The sequence below is a fragment of the Brotocaccenecus cirricatena genome (assembly GCF_020687045.1).
Lineage (GTDB): Bacteria > Bacillota > Clostridia > Oscillospirales > Oscillospiraceae > Vescimonas > Vescimonas cirricatena.
The window spans coordinates 15778-34761 of the sequence record NZ_JAJEPW010000015.1; the positions used below are offsets into that span (position 1 = coordinate 15778).

Sequence of the window (18984 nt, forward strand, 5' to 3'; positions counted from 1 at the left end):
CCTTTCGGGGTCAGGGCAGGAACACGCTGGCAGCGGCAGAGCCCGCCAGCACCGCAGAGCCGTCGCTGCGCATCAGCACATCACCGGCGCTGCTGACGCCCTGCAGGGTGGCGTATTCCTTGAGGTTTTTGTTATAGATCACCAGCCGGTCGGCAAACAGAACCGCCACATACCGGCCGCAGGCGGACATGCTCAGCACATCGCCGTCCAGGTCCAGGGACCCCAGCTCCTTGCCGTCGCTGTTCACCGTCACCAGGCGCAGCTGGCTGCCCACCTTGTAACGGCCCAGCAGCACGGCGGCATAGCCGTCGCCGCCCAGGCTGCACCGGCGCAGAACGCCGCCGTCATAGCTGTAGGACGCGGCGGCCCGGCCCTTCTGGTCGATGAAATGCAGGCTGTCCTCCGCCACGGCGCAGTAGCGCTTCCCTACCAGCCCCAGGTCATACACCGCCACGCCGGCCAGGTCGCAGGTGGCGTAGGCCTCCTGCCGGTCCAGCTTATACAGGACGATGCTGCTGGTGAAGGAGCCCTGGGCCTGGCCCATGGTGACGGCAGCCATCTCCTTGCCGTTCCGGGACACGGAGGAGGTCATCAGAAAGCTGTCGGCAGAATGAAAGGCAAATTCCTTTACACCGTCCTCGTCGTATACCTCCACGGCGGCCTTGTAGCCCCGCTCGTTGAGGGTCACCGCCAGGCGGCCCTCCCGGGTCAGGGTAACGGACAGAATCTCGCCGCCGCAGGTGATTTTGCGGACCAGGCCCTGGGCATTGAGGACATACACGTCGCTGCCGCCGATGTCGTAGGCGGCGGCCAGGCTGCCGGTTCCGGTCACTGTACAGGAGGTCCACTTTACAGTCTCGTTGCAGACCACCTGGCCGTCCTCCTGCATCACCAGCAGCTGGCTGTTGGTGACGATAGCCAGGCTGCCGTCCAGAGAGGCAAAGCAGCTGGTGCGGTCGGCGGCGTAGTGGTACAGCTGGGCGCAGCCGGTCTCGTCCTTTTTGGCCCGGGCATAGGTCACGCTGCGGCGCAGCCCGTCGAAGGCGGTGGTATCCGTCAGGGCAGCGATGAGCACCACCGCCAGCAGCACCACGGCCACCGCCGCAAACCATATGGGCTTCAGCTCCGGCCGCTTCCGGCGCTGCACCCGGCGGGGCGCCTCCTCCTGGAGGTTGCCCTGGTCAAATTCCATCCGGTCCATTGAGTCTTTCATCTTCATACCACACCCTTGTCAGGTACAGACCTCCCGGCGGGGCGGTGGGCCCGGCCAGGGTACGGTTGCCGCTGTCCAGGATCACAGGGATCTCCTCCGGCGTCAGCTTCCCCTCCGCCGCGTAGAGCACCGTGCCGGTGATGGCCCGTACCATATTATACAAAAAGCCGTTGGCGCAGACCTTCAATTCCAAAAGTTCCCCCTGCCGCCGGACCCTGCAGTAGTAGATGGTGCGGACGGTGCTGCGGACGTTGGTGCCCATGCTGCGCACGGCGGCAAAATCGTGGGTCCCCTCGAACATCCGGGCCGCCCGGTCCATGACCTCCTCGTCCAGGCGCTTGGGGTAAAAATACGCCCTGTTTACGTAAAACGGGTTCTTTACCCGGGAATTGTAAATGCGATAGGTATACTCCTTGCGGATGCAGGAGCCGATGGCGTTGAAATCCTCCGCCACCTCATAGGCCGCCTTTACCACGATATCCTCGGGAATGTGGGTGTTGACGGCGAAGGGCAGCCGGTCCACGGGAATACGGGAATTGGTGCGGAAATTGGCCACATAGTGCTCGGCGTGGACCCCGGCGTCGGTGCGGCCGCAGCCGGTGCACTTGATGGGCTGGCCGCACACCATGGACAGACCCCGCTCCAGGGTCTGGGCCACGGTGACCTCGGTTTTCTGCACCTGCCACCCATGGTAGGCGGTGCCGTTGTACATCAGGATCAGTGCGATGTTGCGCATAGCGTACCTCTTTCAGATTCCCAGCCGCCCCAGGGCGATGACCCCCGCCGTCAGGGCCGCAAAGCCCGTCAGGACCCACAGGTCCGCCGGGCGGAAGCGCAGCACATGCAGGGCGGTGCGGCCTTCGCCGCCGTGGTAGCAGCGGCACTCCATGGCCGTGGCCAGCTCGTCGGCCCGGCGGAAGGCGCTGATGAACAGGGGCACCAGGATAGGCACCAGGGCCTTGGCCCGCTGGAAGATATTGCCGGATTCAAAGTCCGCGCCCCTGGCCTTCTGGGCGGACATGATCTTGTCCGTCTCCTCGATGAGGGTGGGGATAAAGCGCAGGGCGATGGACATCATCATGGCCAGCTCGTGGACGGGCAGACGCAGCTTCTTCAGAGGGGACAGCAGGCTCTCCAGTCCGTCCGTCAGGGAGATGGGGCTGGTGGTGTAGGTCAGCAGGAAGGTGCCCATGATGAGCATCACGATCCGCAGCACCATGAAGATGGCGGAGCGCAGACCCTCCTGGGAGATATGGCTCAGCAGCCAGCCGGCGCCCAGGGGGGTACCGCTGGTGAAGAACAGGTTCATAATGGCCGTGAAGGCCACGATGACCCAGATGGGCTTCAGGCCCCGGGTCAGGGACCGGAAGGGCACCCGGGAGACGATGATGCACAGGGCCAGCAGCGCCGTCACGATGGCGTAGGTCACCACCCCCTGGGCGTTGAACAGGGCCACAATGTACAGGATTACCGCCAGGAGCTTGGTGCGGGGGTCCAGCCGGTGGATGAAGGTATTGCCCGGGAAAAACTGGCCCAGGGTGATATCTCTCAGCATACGCCCGCCTCCCCTCTGACGGAGAGCAGCGCCTGCTCCAGCTCGTCCACGGTGTAGACCGCGGTGTCAATGTTCAGGCCCATGCGGCGCAGGGCCAGGGCGATCTTGGTGGCCTGGGGCACGTCCAGGCCCACCTCCTCCAGGTCTGAGGCCCGCCGGAATACCTGGCGGGGCGTGCCGTCCATATACACATGACTGCCCCGCAGCACCAGGATGCGGTCCACGTTGCAGGCGATCTCCTCCATGCTGTGGCTCACCAGGATAACGGTGGTACCGCGCTTGCGGTGATAGGCCCGGATCTGGGCCAGAATGGCCTCCCGGCCCCGGGGGTCCAGCCCCGCCGTGGGCTCGTCCAGGATCAGGACCTTGGGCTCCATGGCGATGACCCCGGCGATGGCCACCCGGCGCTTCTGTCCGCCGGAGAGCTCAAAGGGGGACTTTTCCAGCTGGTCCTCCGTCAGGCCCACCAGGGCCGCGGATTCCCGGACCCGGCGGTCGATCTCGTCCCGGTCCAGGCCCATGTTGCCGGGACCGTAGGCAATGTCCTTGTACACCGTTTCCTCAAACAGCTGGTACTCCGGGTACTGGAACACCAGGCCCACCTGGAAGCGGACCTGTCGGATTTTCTTGGGCTCGGCCCAGATGTCCTTTCCGTCCAGCAGGATGCGGCCCTGGGTGGGGCGCAGCAGTCCGTTGAGGTGCTGGATCAGGGTGGACTTGCCGGAGCCGGTGTGGCCAATGATGCCCAGGAACTCGCCGGGCATGATATCGAGGCTGACATCCTCCACCGCGCTGCGCTGGAACGGAGTCCCGGCGCTGTAGGTGTGGGTCAGGTGTTCTATACGAATGATCGGTTCCAACTCTGCTTACTTCCCTTCCGCGCCATGGAGCGCCTGGAATATGGCGCGGGCACACTCATCAACCGTGATCGCCGTCAATGGCAAATTCATGCTGTGCCGGTTCAGCCGGCGCAGCAGCTCCACCGTGTCCGGGGCCGCCAGGCCCAGGGCCTGCAGCTCCTCCACCCGGGAGAAAATTTCCCGGGGCGCGCCGTCCATGGCCACCACGCCGTCGTTCATCACGATGACCCGGTCGGCGTCTTCCGCCTCGGACATATGGTGGGTGATGTGCACCACGGTGATGCCCCGCTCCCGGTTCAGCCGGTGAACGGTGTCCAGCACCTCCCGGCGGCCGGAGGGGTCCAGCATGGCCGTGGCCTCGTCCAGGACGATGCACTCCGGCTCCATGGCGATGACCCCGGCGATGGCCACCCGCTGCTTCTGTCCGCCGGACAGCAGGTGCGGGGCGTGGCGGGTGAACTCCGTCATGCCCACCGCCGCCAGGGCGTCGTCCACCCGGCGGCGGATCTCCGCCGTGGGGACCCCCAGGTTTTCCGGGGCGAAGGCAACATCCTCCTCCACCACGTTGGCCACGATCTGGTTATCCGGGTTCTGGAACACCATGCCCACCCGGCGGCGGATCTCCAGCAGGAGCTCCTCCTTTTTCGTGTCCATGCCCTCCACATACACCGCGCCGCCGGAGGGCAGCAGCACGGCGTTCATATGCTTGGCCAGGGTGGATTTGCCGGAGCCGTTGTGGCCCAGCACCACCACAAAGCTGCCCTTTTCGATGGACAGGGTCACATTGTCCAGGGCGGTGGTCCGGCGCTGGCCCTCCTCCACCGGGTAGGAGAAGGAGAGGGCGTCGGTCTGAATCATTGGCTGCATTGCTTTGTCTCTTTTCTGCGAAATTTTATTTGCTCATCCAGCGGCCGGTGGCTCCGCAGGGCAGCGCCATGCCGGAATCCGTGCACGGCAGGCCCAGCTCGTCCCAGGTGACGTGTCCGCCGAAGCGGCGGCCCACCAGCATCTGCAGGATATAGCCCAGCACCGACGGGGCCAGGCCCGTGGTGTAGGAGTTCAGGATCACAAACAGGGGCTTATCGGACAGCACCCGGGCGCACAGCTTCACGAAGGGATAGAGATTCTCCTCCAGCTTCCACACCTCGCCGCTGGGACCCCGGCCATAGCTGGGGGGGTCCATGATGATGGCGTCATAGGTCTTGCCCCGGCGAATCTCACGCTCCACGAACTTGGCGCAGTCGTCCACGATCCAGCGGATGGGGGCATCCTGCAGGCCGGAGACCCGGGCGTTTTCCTTGGCCCAGGCCACCATGCCCTTGGCGGCGTCCACATGGCAGACGCTGGCCCCGGCGGCGGCGCTGGCCACCGTGGCCCCGCCGGTATAGGCGAACAGGTTCAGCACCCGGATGGGGCGGCCCGCCCGGCGAATCTGGTCCATGGCAAAGTCCCAGTTGGCGGCCTGCTCCGGGAACAGGCCCGTGTGCTTGAAGTTCATGGGCTTGACCTGGAAGCGGAGGTTTTTATAGGCGATGGGCCAGCTCTCCGGCAGCTTGTTCTTGTCCCAGTGGCCGCCGCCGGTGCTGGAGCGGCTGTAGCGGGCGTTGGCCGTGCGCCAGCCCCGGTTCTTCCGGTCCGACTCCCAGATGGCCTGGGGGTCCGGCCGCACCAGAATCTGGTCGCCCCAGCGCTCCAGCTTTTCTCCGCCGCCGCAGTCCAGCAGCTCATAATCCTTCCAGCCATCCGCGATCCACATAATGGGTATACCTCCGCACATTAAATCAACCCATTATACAATAGACCCGTCCCAGCGTCAAGTGCGGCTTTGGGGCGCAAATTGTGAAAAAATTGTGACCGGAAGCGGGCGGAACCCTTGACAACGGCCGGATCTGTGGTAAAATACAGAACGTCAAAGGCAATGACGAGAAGAATCTGCCGCGGAGTGCGCCGCAAGCGAGGTGGGAAAGGGTGTGAGCCCGCCGGGTCACAGGGCAGAGGGCCGTCTCCGAGCCGGCGGCGACGAGCCGCACGCCCCATCCCCGTTACCGGATGACTGAGATGACGGCTCCGGCCGTTAATTAGGGTGGTACCGTGAAGCATCGCTTCGCCCCTATGTGGGGCGGGGCGTTTTTGTTTATCAGGAGGCGATTATGGAGCGGCGTGTAATTGATATGGAGAAGGACCCCCGGCGGGAGCAGTTTCAGCTGTTCAGCGGGTATTCCTTCCCCTATGCCGGGGTAACGGTGCAGCTGGATGTGACGGCCCTGGAGCTGCGGCTGCGGGCGGAGCACAAGCCTATCTTCCTGACCATGCTGTATGTCATTCACCGGGCGGTGAACCGGGTGCCGGAGCTGCGGCGGCGCATTGAGGACGGCCAGGTGGTAGAGTATGACGAGTGCCCGGTATCCTTCACCGAGATGAAGCCAGACGGCAGCTATGCCTATTGCCGGATGGAGTCGGCCCGGGTGCCCTATGAGGACTACATCGCCATGGGACGCGTGCAGCAGGCAGCGGCCCGGCAGGGCGGCACCATCGAAACGGACCGCCGGGCGGAAAGCCCCAGCATCTTTGCCTCCTGCCTGCCGTGGCTGAACTACACGTCCCTGACCCACCCGGCCTGCACTCCGGCGGACAGCAACGTCCGGGTCAGCTGGGGGCAGCTGTTCATGCGATGCGGCATGACCCAGCTGTCTGTATCCATCCAGGTCCACCACGCCCTGGCGGACGGATGGCACATTGCCCGCTTTTACCGGGCTTTGGAGGAAGAGATCGCCGCCCTGTGCCCCACAGAAGAAAATCAGTAAAAACAATTTGAGATAAAGGAGTAATGAACCATGTCCCATCCCTATCACGGCCTGAATGAACTGCGGGAGATGTTCCTGTCGTTCTTCGAGTCCAAAGGCCATCTGCGGCTGCCCAGCTTTTCCCTGGTGCCCCAGAACGACAAATCCATCCTGCTCATCAACGCCGGCATGACCCCCATGAAGCCCTGGTTCAAGGGTGAGGAGGAGCCCCCCTGCCACCGGGTATGCACCTGCCAGAAGTGCATCCGCACCGGCGACATCGACAACGTGGGCAAGACCGCCCGCCACGGCACCTATTTTGAGATGCTGGGCAACTTCTCCTTCGGCGACTATTTCAAGCACGAGGCCATCGCCTGGAGCTGGGAATTCCTGACCAGCCCCCAGTGGGTGGGCCTGGAGGCCGACCGGCTGTACCCCTCCATCTATCTGGACGATGACGAGGCCTTCGACATCTGGAACAAGGAGATCGGCATCCCCAAGGAGCGGATCTTCCGCTTCGGCAAGGAGGACAACTTCTGGGAGCACGGCTCCGGCCCCTGCGGCCCCTGCTCCGAGATCTATTATGACCGCGGCCCCGAGTACGGCTGCGGCAAGCCCGGGTGCACCGTGGGCTGCGACTGCGACCGGTACATTGAGATCTGGAACAACGTGTTCTCCCAGTTTGACAACGACGGCCAGGGCCACTATACCGAACTGAAGCAGAAGAACATCGACACCGGTATGGGCCTGGAGCGTCTGGCCTGTGTGTGCCAGAATGTGGAGAGCCTGTTCGACGTGGACACCGTGATGAACATCACCCACAAGGTGTCCCAGCTGACCGGGGCCCACTACGGCGAGACGGAAAAGCGGGATGTGTCCCTGCGGGTCATCACCGATCACATCCGCTCTGCCACGTTTATGATCTGCGACGGCATCCTCCCCTCCAACGAGGGCAGGGGCTATGTGCTGCGGCGGCTGCTGCGCCGGGCCGCCCGCCATGGGAAGCTCCTGGGCGTCAACGATCCCTTCCTGTATCAGGTGGTGGACACCGTGATCCATGAAAACCAGGGACAGTATCCTGATCTTCTGGAAAAGCAGACGTATATCACCAAGGTCATCCGCACCGAGGAGGAGAACTTCGGCCGCACCATCGACGGCGGCATGAAGATCTTCTCCGACCTGCTGGCGGAGCATCAGGCCAAGGGGGAGAAGATTTTCTCCGGCGCCGACGCCTTCCGCCTGTATGACACCTTCGGCTTCCCCATCGACCTGACGGCGGAAATGGTGGCCGAGCAGGGCATGACCGTGGACGAGGAGAGCTTCCGCCAGCTGATGCAGGAGCAGAAGCAGCGGGCCCGTGAGGCCCGGAAGGCTCTGGGCGACCTGGGCTGGGCCGGTGTGGAGTTCGGCAAGGACATCCCCGCCACGGAGTTCGTGGGCTATGACCACAACGAGTTCGACGCCACGGTGGTGGCCCTGGTGGCCGACGACGAGCTGCGGGGCGAGATCCCCGCCGGGTCCGACGCCGTGGTGGTGCTGGACCGGTCCCCGTTCTATGCGGAGATGGGCGGCCAGGTTGCCGACCACGGCACCATCAGCGCAGACGGCGTTCTGTTCACCGTGTCCGACGTGCAGAAGAACAAGGGCGGCAAGTTCATGCACTATGGCCGCCTGACGGAGGGCACCCTCCATGTGGGCGACACCGTCCACGCCGCCATTGATACCGAGCGCCGCAAGGCCATCCGCCGGGCCCACAGTACAACCCACCTGCTGGATGCGGCCCTGAAGAAGGTGCTGGGCGAGCATGTGCACCAGGCGGGCTCCCTGGTGGAGCCGGACCGGCTGCGCTTCGACTTCACCCACTTTGAGGCCATCACCCCGGAGGAGCTGCATCAGGTGGAGGAGCTGGTCAATGACGCCATTCTGGAGGGCTATCCCGTGGTGACGGAGGTCCTGCCCATCGAGGAGGCCAAGAAAAAGGGCGCCGTGGCCATGTTCGGCGAAAAGTACGGCGACACCGTCCGGGTGGTGGAGATGGGTGATGTGTCCATCGAGTTCTGCGGCGGTACCCATGTGGATAACACCGCCAAGGCCGGCCCCTTCCGGGTGAAATCCGAGACCAGCGTGGCCTCCGGCGTGCGTCGGATCGAGGCCACCTGCGGCAAGCTGACGCTGCAGAGCATGGAGCGCAGCCAGGGCGTGCTGCACAAGGCGGCCCAGTTCCTGAAAACCGCCCCCGCCTCCCTGTTGGAGCGCATGGAGCAGCAGGCCAGCGAAATGAAGCAGCTGCGCCAGACTCTGGACAAGCTGAAGTCCGAGGCGTCCCTGGGCGAGGCCAAGCAGTTCCTGGCCTCCGCCAAAACCGTGAAGGGCCTGCATGTGATCACCACCACCCGCACCGGCATGGACACCGCCGCCATGCGCACCATGGGCGACTTCCTGCGGGATAAGGACCCCAGCGTTGTGGCAGTCATCGCCAGCATCAACGGCGAAAAGGTATCCTTCCTGGCCGTGTGCGGCAAGGAGGCCGTGGCCCGGGGCATCAAGGCCGGCGACCTGGTCCGGTCCGTGTCCGCCGTGTGCGGCGGCAAGGGCGGAGGCAAGCCAGATTCCGCTATGGGCGGCGGCACCGAATTGCTGAAGGTGGACGACGCCCTGGCCTCCGTGGACGATTTTGTGTCGGAAAAGCTCTCCTGAAGCCGGGAGAGTGGAAATAACGAAAGGAGCATGACTATGCGAGACGACAACTGCCTGTTCTGCAAAATTGTCGGCGGGGATATCCCCTCCAACAAGCTGTATGAAGACGAGCTGTGCTACGCCTTTTACGACATCGCGCCTCAGGCCCCCACGCACTTCCTGGTGATCCCCAAGGAGCACATCGGCTCCGTGGCGGAGGTAAACGGCGGCAACAGCGCCGTGGTGGCCCACATCTTCGAGGTCATCGCCCGGCTGTGCCGGGAGCAGGGGCTGGAGAGCTACCGCGTGGTGTCCAACATCGGCGAGCAGGCCGGTCAGAGCGTGCATCACCTGCACTTCCATGTGCTGTCCGGCCGGGATATGACCTGGCCTCCGGGCTAAGGGACATGAAAAAGGCCTGTATCCTGCTGGCCAGTCCCCGGAAGCAGGGCAACACCGCCGCGCTGACGGCGCCCTTTGCGGCGGAGCTGGAGCAGCTGGGCTGGTCCTGCCGGACGGTCTGGCTGTATGACCTGGAGGTCCGGCCCTGCCGGGCCTGCCGGGTGTGCCAGCAGGATTGGACAGTGTTCGGCTGCCCCCAGGAAGACGACATGCAGGAGATTTTCGACAGCGTGCTGGCCTGCGACCTGCTGGTGCTGGCCACGCCCATCTACTCCTGGTACTGCACCCCGCCCATGAAGGAGGTCCTGGACCGGCTGGTATACGGAATGAACAAGTATTACGGCCGGGAGAAGGGGCCGTCCCTGTGGGAGGGCAAGCCTGTGGCCCTGATCGCCACCTGCGGCTATCCCGTGGAAAAGGGCGCGGACCTTTGGGAGGCCGGGATGCAGCGTTACTGCAAGCACTCCCGTCTGCGGCTGCTGGGTATGCTGGCCCAGCGGCACCGGGGCTATGACACGGTGTTCATGGACCCGGAAAAGGCCCGCTTGGCGGCGGAATTTGCCCGGAAGGTAAACGAAAGCATCTGAATACGCACAAACGCCGGGCCCCGATGGGGTCCGGCGTTTTGTTTTATTCTGCCAGCGGCAGACGGACGGTGAAGGTGCTCCCCTCCCCTATCCGGCTGTTCACGGTGACGGAGCCGCCGTGGAGCCGGGCCGCCTGCTGCACCATGAACAGGCCCAGGCCGCTGCCGTCCTTGCCCCGGGCGGCGTCCACCTGGTAAAAGCGCTGGAAGATGCGCTCCCGGTCCTCCGGGGCGATGCCGATGCCGTCGTCCCGGACGGACAGCACGGCCCATTGGCCCTCCCGGCGCAGGTCCACCCACACATGGCCGTTGGGTTTCCCGTAGCGGTAGGCGTTGGAGATCAGGTTCGTCAGCAGCCGGGACAGCAGGGTCACGTCCCCGTTTACCAGCAGATCCGGCTGGGTATGCACCGTCAGTGTGGTGCCCTCCGGGGCCAGATGGGCCTGCTCCTCACAGAGGACCTCCACCAGCTGGCTCAGGTCCGCCGTTTCCAGCTGGAGCTTCTGCGTACCCTGCTCCAGCCGGGTGATGTGCAGCAGCTTTTTCTCGTGGCCGCCGTCCAGCTTTTTGCGCAGATAGCTGATGTATACGTCCACCACATTGGTGCCTCCGGCGTAGTCATAGTTCCAGAGGTTGTTTTCGATCTGCTCCCGGGAGAGGATGATGCCCTTGTTGCGGATCAGATACTCCAGCAGGGCGTATTCCCGGGCGGAGCGGCGCAGCTGGGGCTGATCCTCGGCAAACAGAAGGTGCATAGGGGGATCCCTCCTCTTTTATAAAGCATGGCGGCGCCGCCCGCAGGATGGGATAGGCGGCGTCGCCGGGTCTCGGTATCAGCGCAACAGATTTTGGCCGGTTTTTCAAGAGGCCAGCCGGAGAATGGTGGCAACATCCGCCACACCCCGGTACTTCTCCACCAGGTACTGCTCGATGTAGGCAGCCTCGGCGGCGGTCTGCAGACCGTCATACTCCTCCAGGGGGCGCTGGAGCATCACCCGCAGGTCGATGCCGTTCTCGGTGACCCGGCGCTCCAGGATCAGGCCCTCAGCCAGGCGGCAGGTGGTGATGGTGTCGATATGATTACGGATGGTCTTTTTCATAAGTTGTTCCTCCTTGATATTCTGTGTTCCGGGGTGTCGTTCCCCTTCGTTCTGGTGCTATCTTACGGCGGAAATATTAGAGGAACATTAATGCTTTTTAAATTAATTATAAACTGCGGGCAGAAAAAACGGGGGCCTCCTGAATGGGAGGCCCCCGGGGCTGGTTGATTGATTTTACACAGAGAACAGGATGTCGGCGTAGGTGGGGTAGGGCCAGTATTCCGCGGCGGTCAGGGATTCCAGCCGGTCGATGGACTGGCGGGCCTCCTCCATGCGGCGGCCGATCTCCTCCCGGTAGTACCGGGCGGCCTCGATGCCGCCCTCGGCGTCGGGGGCCTGGTCCATAGCCTGCTCCATGGCCGTCATGGTGTCGTACAGGCTGGCGGTCAGGCCGGAGAGCCTGGACAGCAGGTCCTCCTCCACCCGGCAGGGAACCACCAGCTCCCGCTTGCGCAGGATGGCCTGGGTCAGGTCCGCCGTGTAGCGGTTCACCGCCGGGAGAATGCCCCGCATGACCATATCCCGCAGGGTAGCCGCCTCGATGGACGTGACCTTGCAGTAATTCTCCAGGTGAATTTCATACCGGGCCCGCATCTCCGTCTCGCTGAGGATGTTGTGGCTGGAGAACAGGCGGATGTTCTTGGGGTCGATATAGGCGGGCATACAGTCCACGGTGTCCCGCAGGTTGCTGAGGCCCCGGCGCTGGGCCTCCCGGACCCAGTCCCCGCCGTAGCCGTTGCCGTTGAAGATGATGCGCTGGTGGGCCTTGAAGGTGTCGTGCAGCAGGTTCTGCAGGTCCGCCCGGAAGTCGTTGGACTGCTCCAGAATGTCCGCGAACTCCTCCAGCTCCTGGGCCATGATGGTGTTGAGCACCACGTTGGGGCTGGCGATGGACTGGGAGGAGCCCAGCATACGGAACTCGAACTTGTTGCCGGTGAAGGCCAGGGGCGAGGTACGGTTGCGGTCCGTGGTGTCCTGGGGAATCTCCGGCAGGGTGTCTACGCCGATCTCCAGCTTCCGCTTGGCCTTGTCCACATAGGCCTGGCCGTTGATGATGGAATCCAGGATGGCCGTCAGCTCATCGCCCAGGAACACGGAGATGATGGCCGGAGGGGCCTCGTTGCCGCCCAGCCGGTGGTCGTTGCCGGGGTAGGACACGCAGCAGCGCAGCATATCCTGATATTCGTCCACGCCCTTGATAAACGCCGCCAGGAACAGCAGGAACTGGGCGTTCTGGCTGGGGGTCTTGCCGGGTTTGAGCAGATTCTCGCCGGTGTCCGTGGCCAGGGACCAGTTGTCATGCTTGCCGCTGCCGTTGATGCCGGCAAAGGGCTTCTCGTGCAGCAGGCACACCAGACCGTGGCGGTCGGCCACCTTTTTCAGAAACTCCATGGTCAGCTGGTTGTGGTCGCAGGTGCTGTTGGCATCGGAATACACCTGGGCCACCTCGTGCTGGGCGGGAGCCACCTCGTTGTGCTCCGTCTTGGCGGGAACGCCCACCTTCCACAGCTCCTGATCCAGCTCGTGCATGAATTCCGCCACCCGGGGCTTGATGGCCCCGTAGTAGTGGTCGTCCAGTTCCTGGCCCTTGGGGGGTTTGGCGCCGAACAGGGTCCGGCCGCAGAGGACCAGGTCCTCCCGGCGGCGGTACATCTCCTTGTCGATGAGGAAATACTCCTGCTCCGGGCCTACCTGGGCGGTGACGTGCTGGGCCTGGGTGTTGCCGAACAGCCGCAGGATGCGGATGCTCTGGGTGTCCAGCAGCTTCATGGAACGCAGCAGGGGGGTCTTTTTGTCCAGAGTCTCGCCGCCGTAGGAACAGAAAATGGTGGGGATATACAGGGTCTTATCCTTCACAAAGGTGTAGGACGTGGGGTCCCAGGCGGTGTAGCCCCGGGCCTCGAAGGTGGCCCGCAGGCCGCCGGAGGGGAAGCTGGAGGCGTCCGCCTCGCCCCGGGATAGCTCCTTGCCGGACAGCTCCATCAGCACGCCGGTGGGCCCCTGGGGGGCGATGAAGCTGTCGTGCTTCTCGGCGGTGAAGCCGGTCATGGGCTGGAACCAGTGGGTATAGTGGGTGGCCCCCTTTTCAATGGCCCATTCCTTCATGGCGGCGGCAATCTCGTCGGCGATGGAGCGGTCCAATGACGTTCCCTGCACCAGGCACTGCTGCCAAGCATCGTAGATGTGGGCCGGCAGACGCTGTCGCATCTGCTCCTGTGTGAACACCATGCTTCCGAACAGTTCAGGGATACTTGTGACTTTTTCGTTCATTGTAAGGCTCCTTTCGCCGCACTTGCGGTCTGTAGTTTTATCTTTCAGCGGGCAATGCCCGCAGGAACAGCATCAGATCAGCCGCGCCAGCGCCTCCATAACAACGGGGGTGACATACGCTTCGATAGCGGCGGCCGCCAGCAGCAGGGGGACAATGTGCATCACCAGCAGCCGCAGCAGGTTCAGCACCACCGGCCCCACCAGGCCCTTCTCGTTGCGCCGCACATAGCGCACCAGGGTCCGGCACAGGTACAGGCCACCGGCCATGGCCAGAAACAGGGCCGGCAGCTCGAAAATCCCGTGGGGCAGCGTCCCCGCGCCGTAATACCATAGAGGCAGGCCCAACTGCACATAGTACGAGGCAAAGCCGCCGAACATCATGGCGTTGATGCCCAGGGACACCGCAGGCAGATACAGAAACGGGATGAATCCATAGCCCATGGCCAGGGCGCAGGCCTGGAGATTGTTGAGAAACAGCCCCAGAGCGCTGAAATTCCCTTCCGCGTCCACGATGCCCCGGTCCGCGATCTGCTCCCGGAACAGCTCAATCAGCCGCTCAATGGGGGCGGGATAGCGCAGGGTCACCAGATAGCTGACCACCATGACCACGGCAAAGGCCAGGGCCGTCATGCCGAAGGCCCGGCCGAAGCCGTCCCGGTAAAACCCGTGCAGCTGCTGCCGCTGCCGCGCCAGCCATTTCAGCATGCCGTCAGCATGGAGAGCCCCTGGCGAAGCCTGCGCAGGGTCTCCTCCCGGCCCAGAATGCGGCAGATCTCCACCGCGCCGCCGGGGGTCACCAGCTTGCCCGCCGCCGCAATGCGCACGGGCCACATGAGGGTGGCGTTCTTCACCTCCAGGGACGCGGCCAGGTTCACCAGGCCGTCATGGATGCTCTCGTCGGTCCAGTCCGGCAGGGCCTCCAGCATGGGAATGGCGGCCTCCAGCATCCGTGCGCACACCTCGGGGTTGGTCTTGGACTTTTTGTTGGTATAGAAATCCACCGGGTACTCCGGCAGGGCGTCGAAGAAGTCCACCTTCTCGGGAATCTCCGTCAGCCGCTCGCACCGGGCCTGCAGCAGGGCGGCGATGGCCGCCGGGTCATAGGCAGGATTCTGGACGCTCTGGCGGATGTAGGGTTCCGCCGCCCTGGCAAAGGCCGCAGGCTCCATGCTCCGCAGATACACGGCGTTGAAGTGGTCCAGCTTGGCCCGGTCGAAAATGGCCGGGGACTTGGAAATGCCTGTGATGTCGAAGGCCCGGGTCAGGCCCTCTAGGTCGAAGATCTCCTGCTCCGCCAGGTCGCCCTTGGGGCTCCAGCCCAGCAGGGCTACATAATTGAGGATGGCCTCCGTCAGATAGCCCTGGGCCTTCAGGTCCTCATAGGAGGGGTCCCCGTGGCGCTTGGACATCTTGTTCTGGGCGTCCCGCATCACCGGGGAGCAGTGCACATAGGTGGGCACCTCCCAGCCAAAGGCGTGATACAGCAGGTCATACTTAGGGGCGGAGGACAGATACTCGCTGCCCCGGACCACATGGGTGATGCCCATCAGGTGGTCGTCGATGACGTTGGCGAAGTTATAGGTAGGCAGACCGTCCCGCTTCATCAGCACCTGGTCGTCCAGGGTGCTGTTTTCCACGGTGATGTCGCCGAAAATGGCATCATGGAAGGTGGTGACGCCCTCCGCCGGAATGCGCTGACGGATGACATAGGGCTCGCCGGCGGCTACCCGGCGCTCCGCCTCCTCCAGAGGCAGGTCCCGGCAGGGGTCCGCCGCCCGGTCAAAGTCGCCGGAGTCCTCCTCGGACTCGGTCTTTTCGCAGAAGCAGTAGTACGCGCCGCCCTTTTCCACCAGCAGACGGGCATACTTTCCATAGGTGTCCCGCCGCTGGGACTGGATATACGGGGCCACGGGGCCGCCCACGTCGGGGCCCTCGTCATGGGTCAGGCCGCACTCGGCCATGGTGCGGTAGATCACGTCCACCGCGCCGTCCACATAGCGGCCCTGGTCCGTGTCCTCAATGCGCAGGATGAAATCCCCGCCATGGGACCGGGCGATCAGCCAGGTATACAGCGCCGTCCGCAGGTTACCCACGTGCATATAGCCCGTGGGGGACGGGGCAAACCGGGTCCGGACCCGCCCGTGGGGGATTTTGGCCTCCATCTGCTCGAAATAGGTCTTATCCAACGACATGCTTTCTTCCTCCCAAATTTAGATAACTAAACAGCTAAATCCAAAATACACTCATTTATTATATTTTGTTCCGGGAAAATGTCAATCATAAATTCCTGCATTTTCTCACAAATCGCAGGGGAAATACGGCCCAATCCTTGACTTTTTGCCTGTCAGACGCCAAAAATCCCGGTTTCGGAATTTTCTTCAAAAAATGCTTGCAATTGTCCGGGAAAAGTGGTAAAATCACAGTTGCCTTTGTGAAAAGGACTTTTGTACCAGAAAGAGGTGAACCAGAGCAATGAAGGAAGGAATCCATCCCAATTATCAGCAGACTACTATTAAATGCGCCTGCGGTAATGTAATTGAGACAGGTTCTACGAAGAAGGATATTCGCGTAGAAGTCTGCTCTAAGTGTCACCCCTTCTTCACCGGCAAGCAGAAGCTGGTGGATACCGGCGGACGCGTGGCCAAGTTCAACAAGCGTTTCGGTCTGGACAAGTAAAGACACTTTTACAGGACCCGCACCCGTTTTGGCTGCGGGTCCTGTTTGCATTTGCCGCCGGGTATGCGAAAATCTTTGGTAAAAACACCGGAAACGAGGGCAAATATGGAACAAACGACCTTACAGGAAGAAAAGCGCGACTATGCGGTGCTGGTGGGCCTGCGGTCCCCGGTGCTGGGAGACGACAGCGCTGACGAGGAGAGCCTGGCGGAGCTGTCCGCCCTGGTGGACACCGCCGGAGGCCAGGCCGTGGGCATGATCCTGCAGAGCCGGGACAAGCCGGACCCCCACAGCTTCATCGGCGAGGGCAAGGTGGAGGAGGTCCGCCGCATGGTGCAGGATGAGAAGGCCACCATGGTCATCTTCGACAACGACCTGTCCCCCTCCCAGCTGCGGGTGCTGACGGAGATGACCGGGGTCCAGGTGCTGGACCGCAGCGGCCTGATCCTGGATATCTTCGCCCAGCGGGCCAGGACCCGGGAGGGGCGGCTGCAGGTGGAGCTGGCTCAGTATCAGTATCTGCTGCCCCGGCTGATCGGTATGTGGACCCATCTGGAGCGCCAGGGCGGCACCAGCGGCAAGGGCCCCATCGGCTCCAAGGGCCCCGGCGAGACCCAGCTGGAAACCGACCGCCGCCACATTCACCGAAAAATCGACAAGCTGAAGGCGGAGCTGGAGGAGGTGCGCCGGGTCCGGTGCACCCAGCGCCAGCGCCGCATGAAAAACGAAATCCCCGTGGTGGCCATCGTAGGCTATACCAACGCCGGGAAGTCCACCCTCTTAAACGCCATCACCGGGGCCGGGATTCCCGCCAACAACCGCCTGTTCGACACCCTGGACACCACCACCCGGCTGCTGACCGTCAGCGATACCCTGGACGTGGTGATCTCCGACACCGTGGGCTTTATCCGCAAGCTGCCCCATCAGCTGGTGGAGGCCTTCAAGGCCACCCTGGAGGAGCTGGAATACGCGGACCTGCTGCTCCACGTCATCGACGTGTCCAATCCCCAGTGGCAGCAGCAGGCCGCCATTGTAGAGAGCCTGATCCGGGAGCTGAAGGCGGACCACATCCCCTGTCTGCGGGTATACAACAAGTGTGACCTGGCCTTTTCCGGTCAGCGTTCCGCCGGGGAGGACACCGTGTCCATCTCCGCCAAGACTGGCGAGGGGGTGCCGGAGCTGCTGGCGTGCATCGACAAGAAGCTGGACAAGGGTACCCGCCGGGTGACCATTCACCTGCCCTATGACAAGGCCGGACTGCTGGACGGCCTGTACCGGGAGGCCAGGGTGGAGTCTGTGGAGTACGCCGCCACCATCGACGTGGCGGCCGTGTGCACCCCCAAGGTGCTGGGCCAGGTGAAGGACTATGTGGAGGGCTGGCGCGAGGAAAAGGAGGATTGGGAGCTATGATGCAGCTGGAAACCTCGCGGCTGATCCTGCGCCCGTGGTGCGACAGCGACGCCCAGGCCCTGTACCGCTGGGCCAGGGACCCGGAGGTAGGCCCCTCCGCCGGTTGGGCGCCTCACACCTCCGTGGAAAACAGCCGGGAGATCATCCGTACCGTGCTGTCCGAGGAGGGCACCTTTGCGGTGCTGCTCAAGGGCGGCGACGGCGGTCCCATCGGCTCCGTGGGTGTGTTTCCCACGGCGATACCGGTGGGGAAGGGAGAGCCGGAGATCGGCTACTGGATTGCCCACCCCTATTGGGGGCAGGGGCTTGTTCCCGAGGCCGTGGAGGAACTGCTGCGCTGGCAGTTTCAGGAGATGGGAGTCCAGCGCGTATGGTGCGCCCATTCCCCGGAAAATGAGAAGTCCCGGAGGGTGCAGGAGAAGTGCGGCTTCCGCCATGTCTGCGATACGCCGCCGTCGCCGTGGCCCGACGGAACGGAGCGCCCCGGCGTGTGCCAGGCCATCACAAGACAGGAATGGGAGGTCCGCCATGGGGGATAAAATCTACGTTCCCTATCAGGAGGCGGAAAGTGAATTTGTGGAAAAGCGCTCCCGCTTCATTGGCCACATCTGGCCGGTGGACAGCGAGGACCAGGCCCAGGAGCTGCTGCGCCGGGTGAAGAAGCAGCACTACGACGCCCGGCACAACTGCTGGTGCTATCTGCTGGGCGGCAGCGTGGTCCGCTACAGCGACGACGGCGAGCCTCAGGGCACCGCCGGTCAGCCTATGCTGGCGGTGTTCCAGCGGGAGCACGTCACCAACGTTCTGTGCGTGGTGACCCGCTATTTCGGCGGCATCCTGCTGGGGGCCGGAGGGCTTACCCGGGCCTACAGCAAAAGCGCCCGGGACGCGCTGGCCGCTGCGGGCGTGGCGGCCATGGGCCTGTGGACCGCGGCCCGCTGCACCTGTCCCTATCCCCTGCTGGAGCGGGTGAAGCTGGAGGTGCAGGCCGTCGGCGGCACCGTGGACGCCGTGGACTACGGGGCGGAGGTGGCTTTGACCCTGTCCCTGCCGGAGGATGCCCCCCGGCGGCTGCAGGACCGGCTGACAGAGCTGTCCGCCGGACGGCTGCGGCTGGAACTGTCCGGAACGGAGCTGCGCCCGGGTCCCCGGGAGGACATCTGATAGATTACAGAAAGGGAGACGCAACATGGACGACAACGAAAAGAGACTGGAAATTCTCCGCCGCACGAAAAAGCGCCGCAAGCAGGTGGACATCACCTTTATTCTGGCGGCTCTGGCTGTGCTGTTCCTGCTGGCCGGGATCTATCTGGGCCAGGCGGTGTATTATATCCTGTTTGTGGCCTGCGTGCTGTCGGCGGTTCTGATGATCGTGGACCTGCGCCGCACCAAGCGCCAACTGGAGGAGCAGGACCGCAGGGAGCAGGAAAAGAACAACGCCTGATTCCTCAA

Annotated in this window: 20 protein-coding genes; 9 read left to right on the plus strand and 11 right to left on the minus strand. The window is 63.5% G+C overall.

The genetic code is table 11. The annotated features are described in order from the left end of the window. Positions 1–10: 10 nt before the first annotated feature. Genes LKD37_RS06725 through LKD37_RS06750 form a run of 6 tightly spaced genes read right to left on the minus strand, consistent with a single transcriptional unit; the run spans position 11 to position 5384 of the window. Complete coding sequence (locus tag LKD37_RS06725; RefSeq protein WP_302928507.1) at positions 11–1219, minus strand: DUF5711 family protein; 1209 nt, start codon at positions 1217–1219, stop codon at positions 11–13. After that, on the minus strand, positions 1182–1949 hold the full coding sequence (gene truA, locus LKD37_RS06730) for a tRNA pseudouridine(38-40) synthase TruA (RefSeq protein WP_302928508.1): 768 nt from the start codon (positions 1947–1949) through the stop codon (positions 1182–1184). Before truA ends, LKD37_RS06725 begins: the two co-directional genes overlap by 38 nt. 12 nt (positions 1950–1961) lie before the next feature. After that, the gene (locus LKD37_RS06735) at positions 1962–2768 is read right to left on the minus strand and encodes an energy-coupling factor transporter transmembrane component T family protein (protein WP_302928509.1); all 807 of its coding nucleotides are present in this window, start codon (positions 2766–2768) and stop codon (positions 1962–1964) included. Then, positions 2762–3628, minus strand: coding sequence for an energy-coupling factor transporter ATPase (locus LKD37_RS06740; RefSeq protein WP_302928510.1), 867 nt, complete (start codon positions 3626–3628; stop codon positions 2762–2764). The genes LKD37_RS06735 and LKD37_RS06740 overlap by 7 nt, the downstream gene beginning before the upstream one ends. A 6-nt stretch (positions 3629–3634) precedes the next feature. Beyond that, positions 3635–4495 (minus strand): energy-coupling factor transporter ATPase, encoded by an 861-nt coding sequence (locus LKD37_RS06745; protein WP_302928511.1) that lies wholly within the window; start codon positions 4493–4495, stop codon positions 3635–3637. 25 nt (positions 4496–4520) lie between these two features. Then, positions 4521–5384, minus strand: a complete 864-nt coding sequence (locus LKD37_RS06750; protein ID WP_302928512.1) for a class I SAM-dependent methyltransferase — start codon at positions 5382–5384, stop codon at positions 4521–4523. 394 nt (positions 5385–5778) lie between these two features. Between LKD37_RS06750 and LKD37_RS06755 the strand changes: the two genes are divergently transcribed. From LKD37_RS06755 to LKD37_RS06770, 4 genes are read left to right on the plus strand one after another with little or no spacing between them, the layout of a single operon-like run. Continuing rightward, positions 5779–6432, plus strand: coding sequence for a CatA-like O-acetyltransferase (locus tag LKD37_RS06755; RefSeq protein WP_302928513.1), 654 nt, complete (start codon positions 5779–5781; stop codon positions 6430–6432). Positions 6433–6462: 30 nt separating this feature from the next. After that, positions 6463–9108 (plus strand): alanine--tRNA ligase, encoded by a 2646-nt coding sequence (gene alaS / locus LKD37_RS06760; protein ID WP_302928514.1) that lies wholly within the window; start codon positions 6463–6465, stop codon positions 9106–9108. 36 nt (positions 9109–9144) lie between these two features. Next, positions 9145–9489, plus strand: a complete 345-nt coding sequence (locus LKD37_RS06765) for a histidine triad nucleotide-binding protein (protein WP_302928515.1) — start codon at positions 9145–9147, stop codon at positions 9487–9489. 5 nt (positions 9490–9494) lie between these two features. Continuing rightward, positions 9495–10076, plus strand: a complete 582-nt coding sequence (locus LKD37_RS06770) for a flavodoxin family protein (protein ID WP_302928516.1) — start codon at positions 9495–9497, stop codon at positions 10074–10076. A gap of 43 nt (positions 10077–10119) precedes the next feature. Here the strand turns inward: LKD37_RS06770 and LKD37_RS06775 are convergent, their stop codons facing one another. The 5 genes from LKD37_RS06775 to gltX all read right to left on the minus strand — a co-directional run bounded on the left by LKD37_RS06775 (position 10120) and on the right by gltX (position 15638). Continuing rightward, positions 10120–10830, minus strand: coding sequence for an ATP-binding protein (locus tag LKD37_RS06775; RefSeq protein ID WP_302928517.1), 711 nt, complete (start codon positions 10828–10830; stop codon positions 10120–10122). A gap of 105 nt (positions 10831–10935) precedes the next feature. Beyond that, positions 10936–11175, minus strand: a complete 240-nt coding sequence (locus tag LKD37_RS06780; RefSeq protein WP_302928518.1) for a hypothetical protein — start codon at positions 11173–11175, stop codon at positions 10936–10938. 174 nt (positions 11176–11349) lie between these two features. Beyond that, positions 11350–13446: a glutamine synthetase III family protein gene (locus LKD37_RS06785; protein ID WP_302928519.1), complete on the minus strand. Its 2097-nt coding sequence runs from the start codon at positions 13444–13446 to the stop codon at positions 11350–11352. Positions 13447–13518: 72 nt separating this feature from the next. Further along, entirely contained in the window at positions 13519–14151 is a 633-nt protein-coding gene (locus LKD37_RS06790; RefSeq protein WP_302928520.1) for a stage II sporulation protein M, read from the minus strand. After that, a complete protein-coding gene (gene gltX, locus LKD37_RS06795) occupies positions 14145–15638 on the minus strand; it encodes a glutamate--tRNA ligase (RefSeq protein ID WP_302928521.1) in 1494 nt (497 codons plus the stop codon). The genes LKD37_RS06790 and gltX overlap by 7 nt, the downstream gene beginning before the upstream one ends. Positions 15639–15918: 280 nt before the next feature. On the opposite strand from gltX, the gene rpmE reads away from it, so the two are divergent. From rpmE to LKD37_RS06820, 5 genes are all read left to right on the plus strand, one after another. Continuing rightward, positions 15919–16122 carry a 50S ribosomal protein L31 gene (gene rpmE / locus LKD37_RS06800; protein WP_021859148.1) on the plus strand — a complete coding sequence of 68 codons (204 nt, stop codon included), beginning with the start codon at positions 15919–15921 and terminating at the stop codon, positions 16120–16122. A gap of 105 nt (positions 16123–16227) precedes the next feature. After that, positions 16228–17532: a GTPase HflX gene (hflX, locus tag LKD37_RS06805; protein ID WP_302928522.1), complete on the plus strand. Its 1305-nt coding sequence runs from the start codon at positions 16228–16230 to the stop codon at positions 17530–17532. Continuing rightward, a complete protein-coding gene (locus LKD37_RS06810; RefSeq protein ID WP_302928523.1) occupies positions 17529–18071 on the plus strand; it encodes a GNAT family N-acetyltransferase in 543 nt (180 codons plus the stop codon). The genes hflX and LKD37_RS06810 overlap by 4 nt, the downstream gene beginning before the upstream one ends. Continuing rightward, entirely contained in the window at positions 18061–18696 is a 636-nt protein-coding gene (locus LKD37_RS06815; protein WP_302928525.1) for a YigZ family protein, read from the plus strand. Before LKD37_RS06810 ends, LKD37_RS06815 begins: the two co-directional genes overlap by 11 nt. Before the next feature lie 25 nt (positions 18697–18721). Then, on the plus strand, positions 18722–18976 hold the full coding sequence (locus LKD37_RS06820; RefSeq protein ID WP_302928526.1) for a YwiC-like family protein: 255 nt from the start codon (positions 18722–18724) through the stop codon (positions 18974–18976). The last annotated feature ends 8 nt before the right edge of the window (positions 18977–18984 follow it).

Excerpts from the sequence above, each read along its gene's own strand:
- LKD37_RS06775 (WP_302928517.1), bottom strand. The coding sequence starts at position 10,830 with ATGCACCTTCTGTTTGCCGAGGATCAGCCCCAGCTGCGCCGCTCCGCC.
- LKD37_RS06735 (WP_302928509.1), bottom strand. The coding sequence starts at position 2,768 with ATGCTGAGAGATATCACCCTGGGCCAGTTTTTCCCGGGCAATACCTTC.
- alaS (WP_302928514.1), top strand. The coding sequence starts at position 6,463 with ATGTCCCATCCCTATCACGGCCTGAATGAACTGCGGGAGATGTTCCTG.
- LKD37_RS06780 (WP_302928518.1), bottom strand. The coding sequence starts at position 11,175 with ATGAAAAAGACCATCCGTAATCATATCGACACCATCACCACCTGCCGC.
- LKD37_RS06820 (WP_302928526.1), top strand. The coding sequence starts at position 18,722 with ATGGACGACAACGAAAAGAGACTGGAAATTCTCCGCCGCACGAAAAAG.
- LKD37_RS06750 (WP_302928512.1), bottom strand. The coding sequence starts at position 5,384 with ATGTGGATCGCGGATGGCTGGAAGGATTATGAGCTGCTGGACTGCGGC.
- gltX (WP_302928521.1), bottom strand. The coding sequence starts at position 15,638 with ATGTCGTTGGATAAGACCTATTTCGAGCAGATGGAGGCCAAAATCCCC.
- LKD37_RS06765 (WP_302928515.1), top strand. The coding sequence starts at position 9,145 with ATGCGAGACGACAACTGCCTGTTCTGCAAAATTGTCGGCGGGGATATC.
- LKD37_RS06810 (WP_302928523.1), top strand. The coding sequence starts at position 17,529 with ATGATGCAGCTGGAAACCTCGCGGCTGATCCTGCGCCCGTGGTGCGAC.
- rpmE (WP_021859148.1), top strand. The coding sequence starts at position 15,919 with ATGAAGGAAGGAATCCATCCCAATTATCAGCAGACTACTATTAAATGC.
- LKD37_RS06785 (WP_302928519.1), bottom strand. The coding sequence starts at position 13,446 with ATGAACGAAAAAGTCACAAGTATCCCTGAACTGTTCGGAAGCATGGTG.
- truA (WP_302928508.1), bottom strand. The coding sequence starts at position 1,949 with ATGCGCAACATCGCACTGATCCTGATGTACAACGGCACCGCCTACCAT.
- LKD37_RS06755 (WP_302928513.1), top strand. The coding sequence starts at position 5,779 with ATGGAGCGGCGTGTAATTGATATGGAGAAGGACCCCCGGCGGGAGCAG.
- LKD37_RS06815 (WP_302928525.1), top strand. The coding sequence starts at position 18,061 with ATGGGGGATAAAATCTACGTTCCCTATCAGGAGGCGGAAAGTGAATTT.
- LKD37_RS06745 (WP_302928511.1), bottom strand. The coding sequence starts at position 4,495 with ATGCAGCCAATGATTCAGACCGACGCCCTCTCCTTCTCCTACCCGGTG.
- LKD37_RS06770 (WP_302928516.1), top strand. The coding sequence starts at position 9,495 with ATGAAAAAGGCCTGTATCCTGCTGGCCAGTCCCCGGAAGCAGGGCAAC.
- hflX (WP_302928522.1), top strand. The coding sequence starts at position 16,228 with ATGGAACAAACGACCTTACAGGAAGAAAAGCGCGACTATGCGGTGCTG.
- LKD37_RS06790 (WP_302928520.1), bottom strand. The coding sequence starts at position 14,151 with ATGCTGAAATGGCTGGCGCGGCAGCGGCAGCAGCTGCACGGGTTTTAC.
- LKD37_RS06725 (WP_302928507.1), bottom strand. The coding sequence starts at position 1,219 with ATGAAGATGAAAGACTCAATGGACCGGATGGAATTTGACCAGGGCAAC.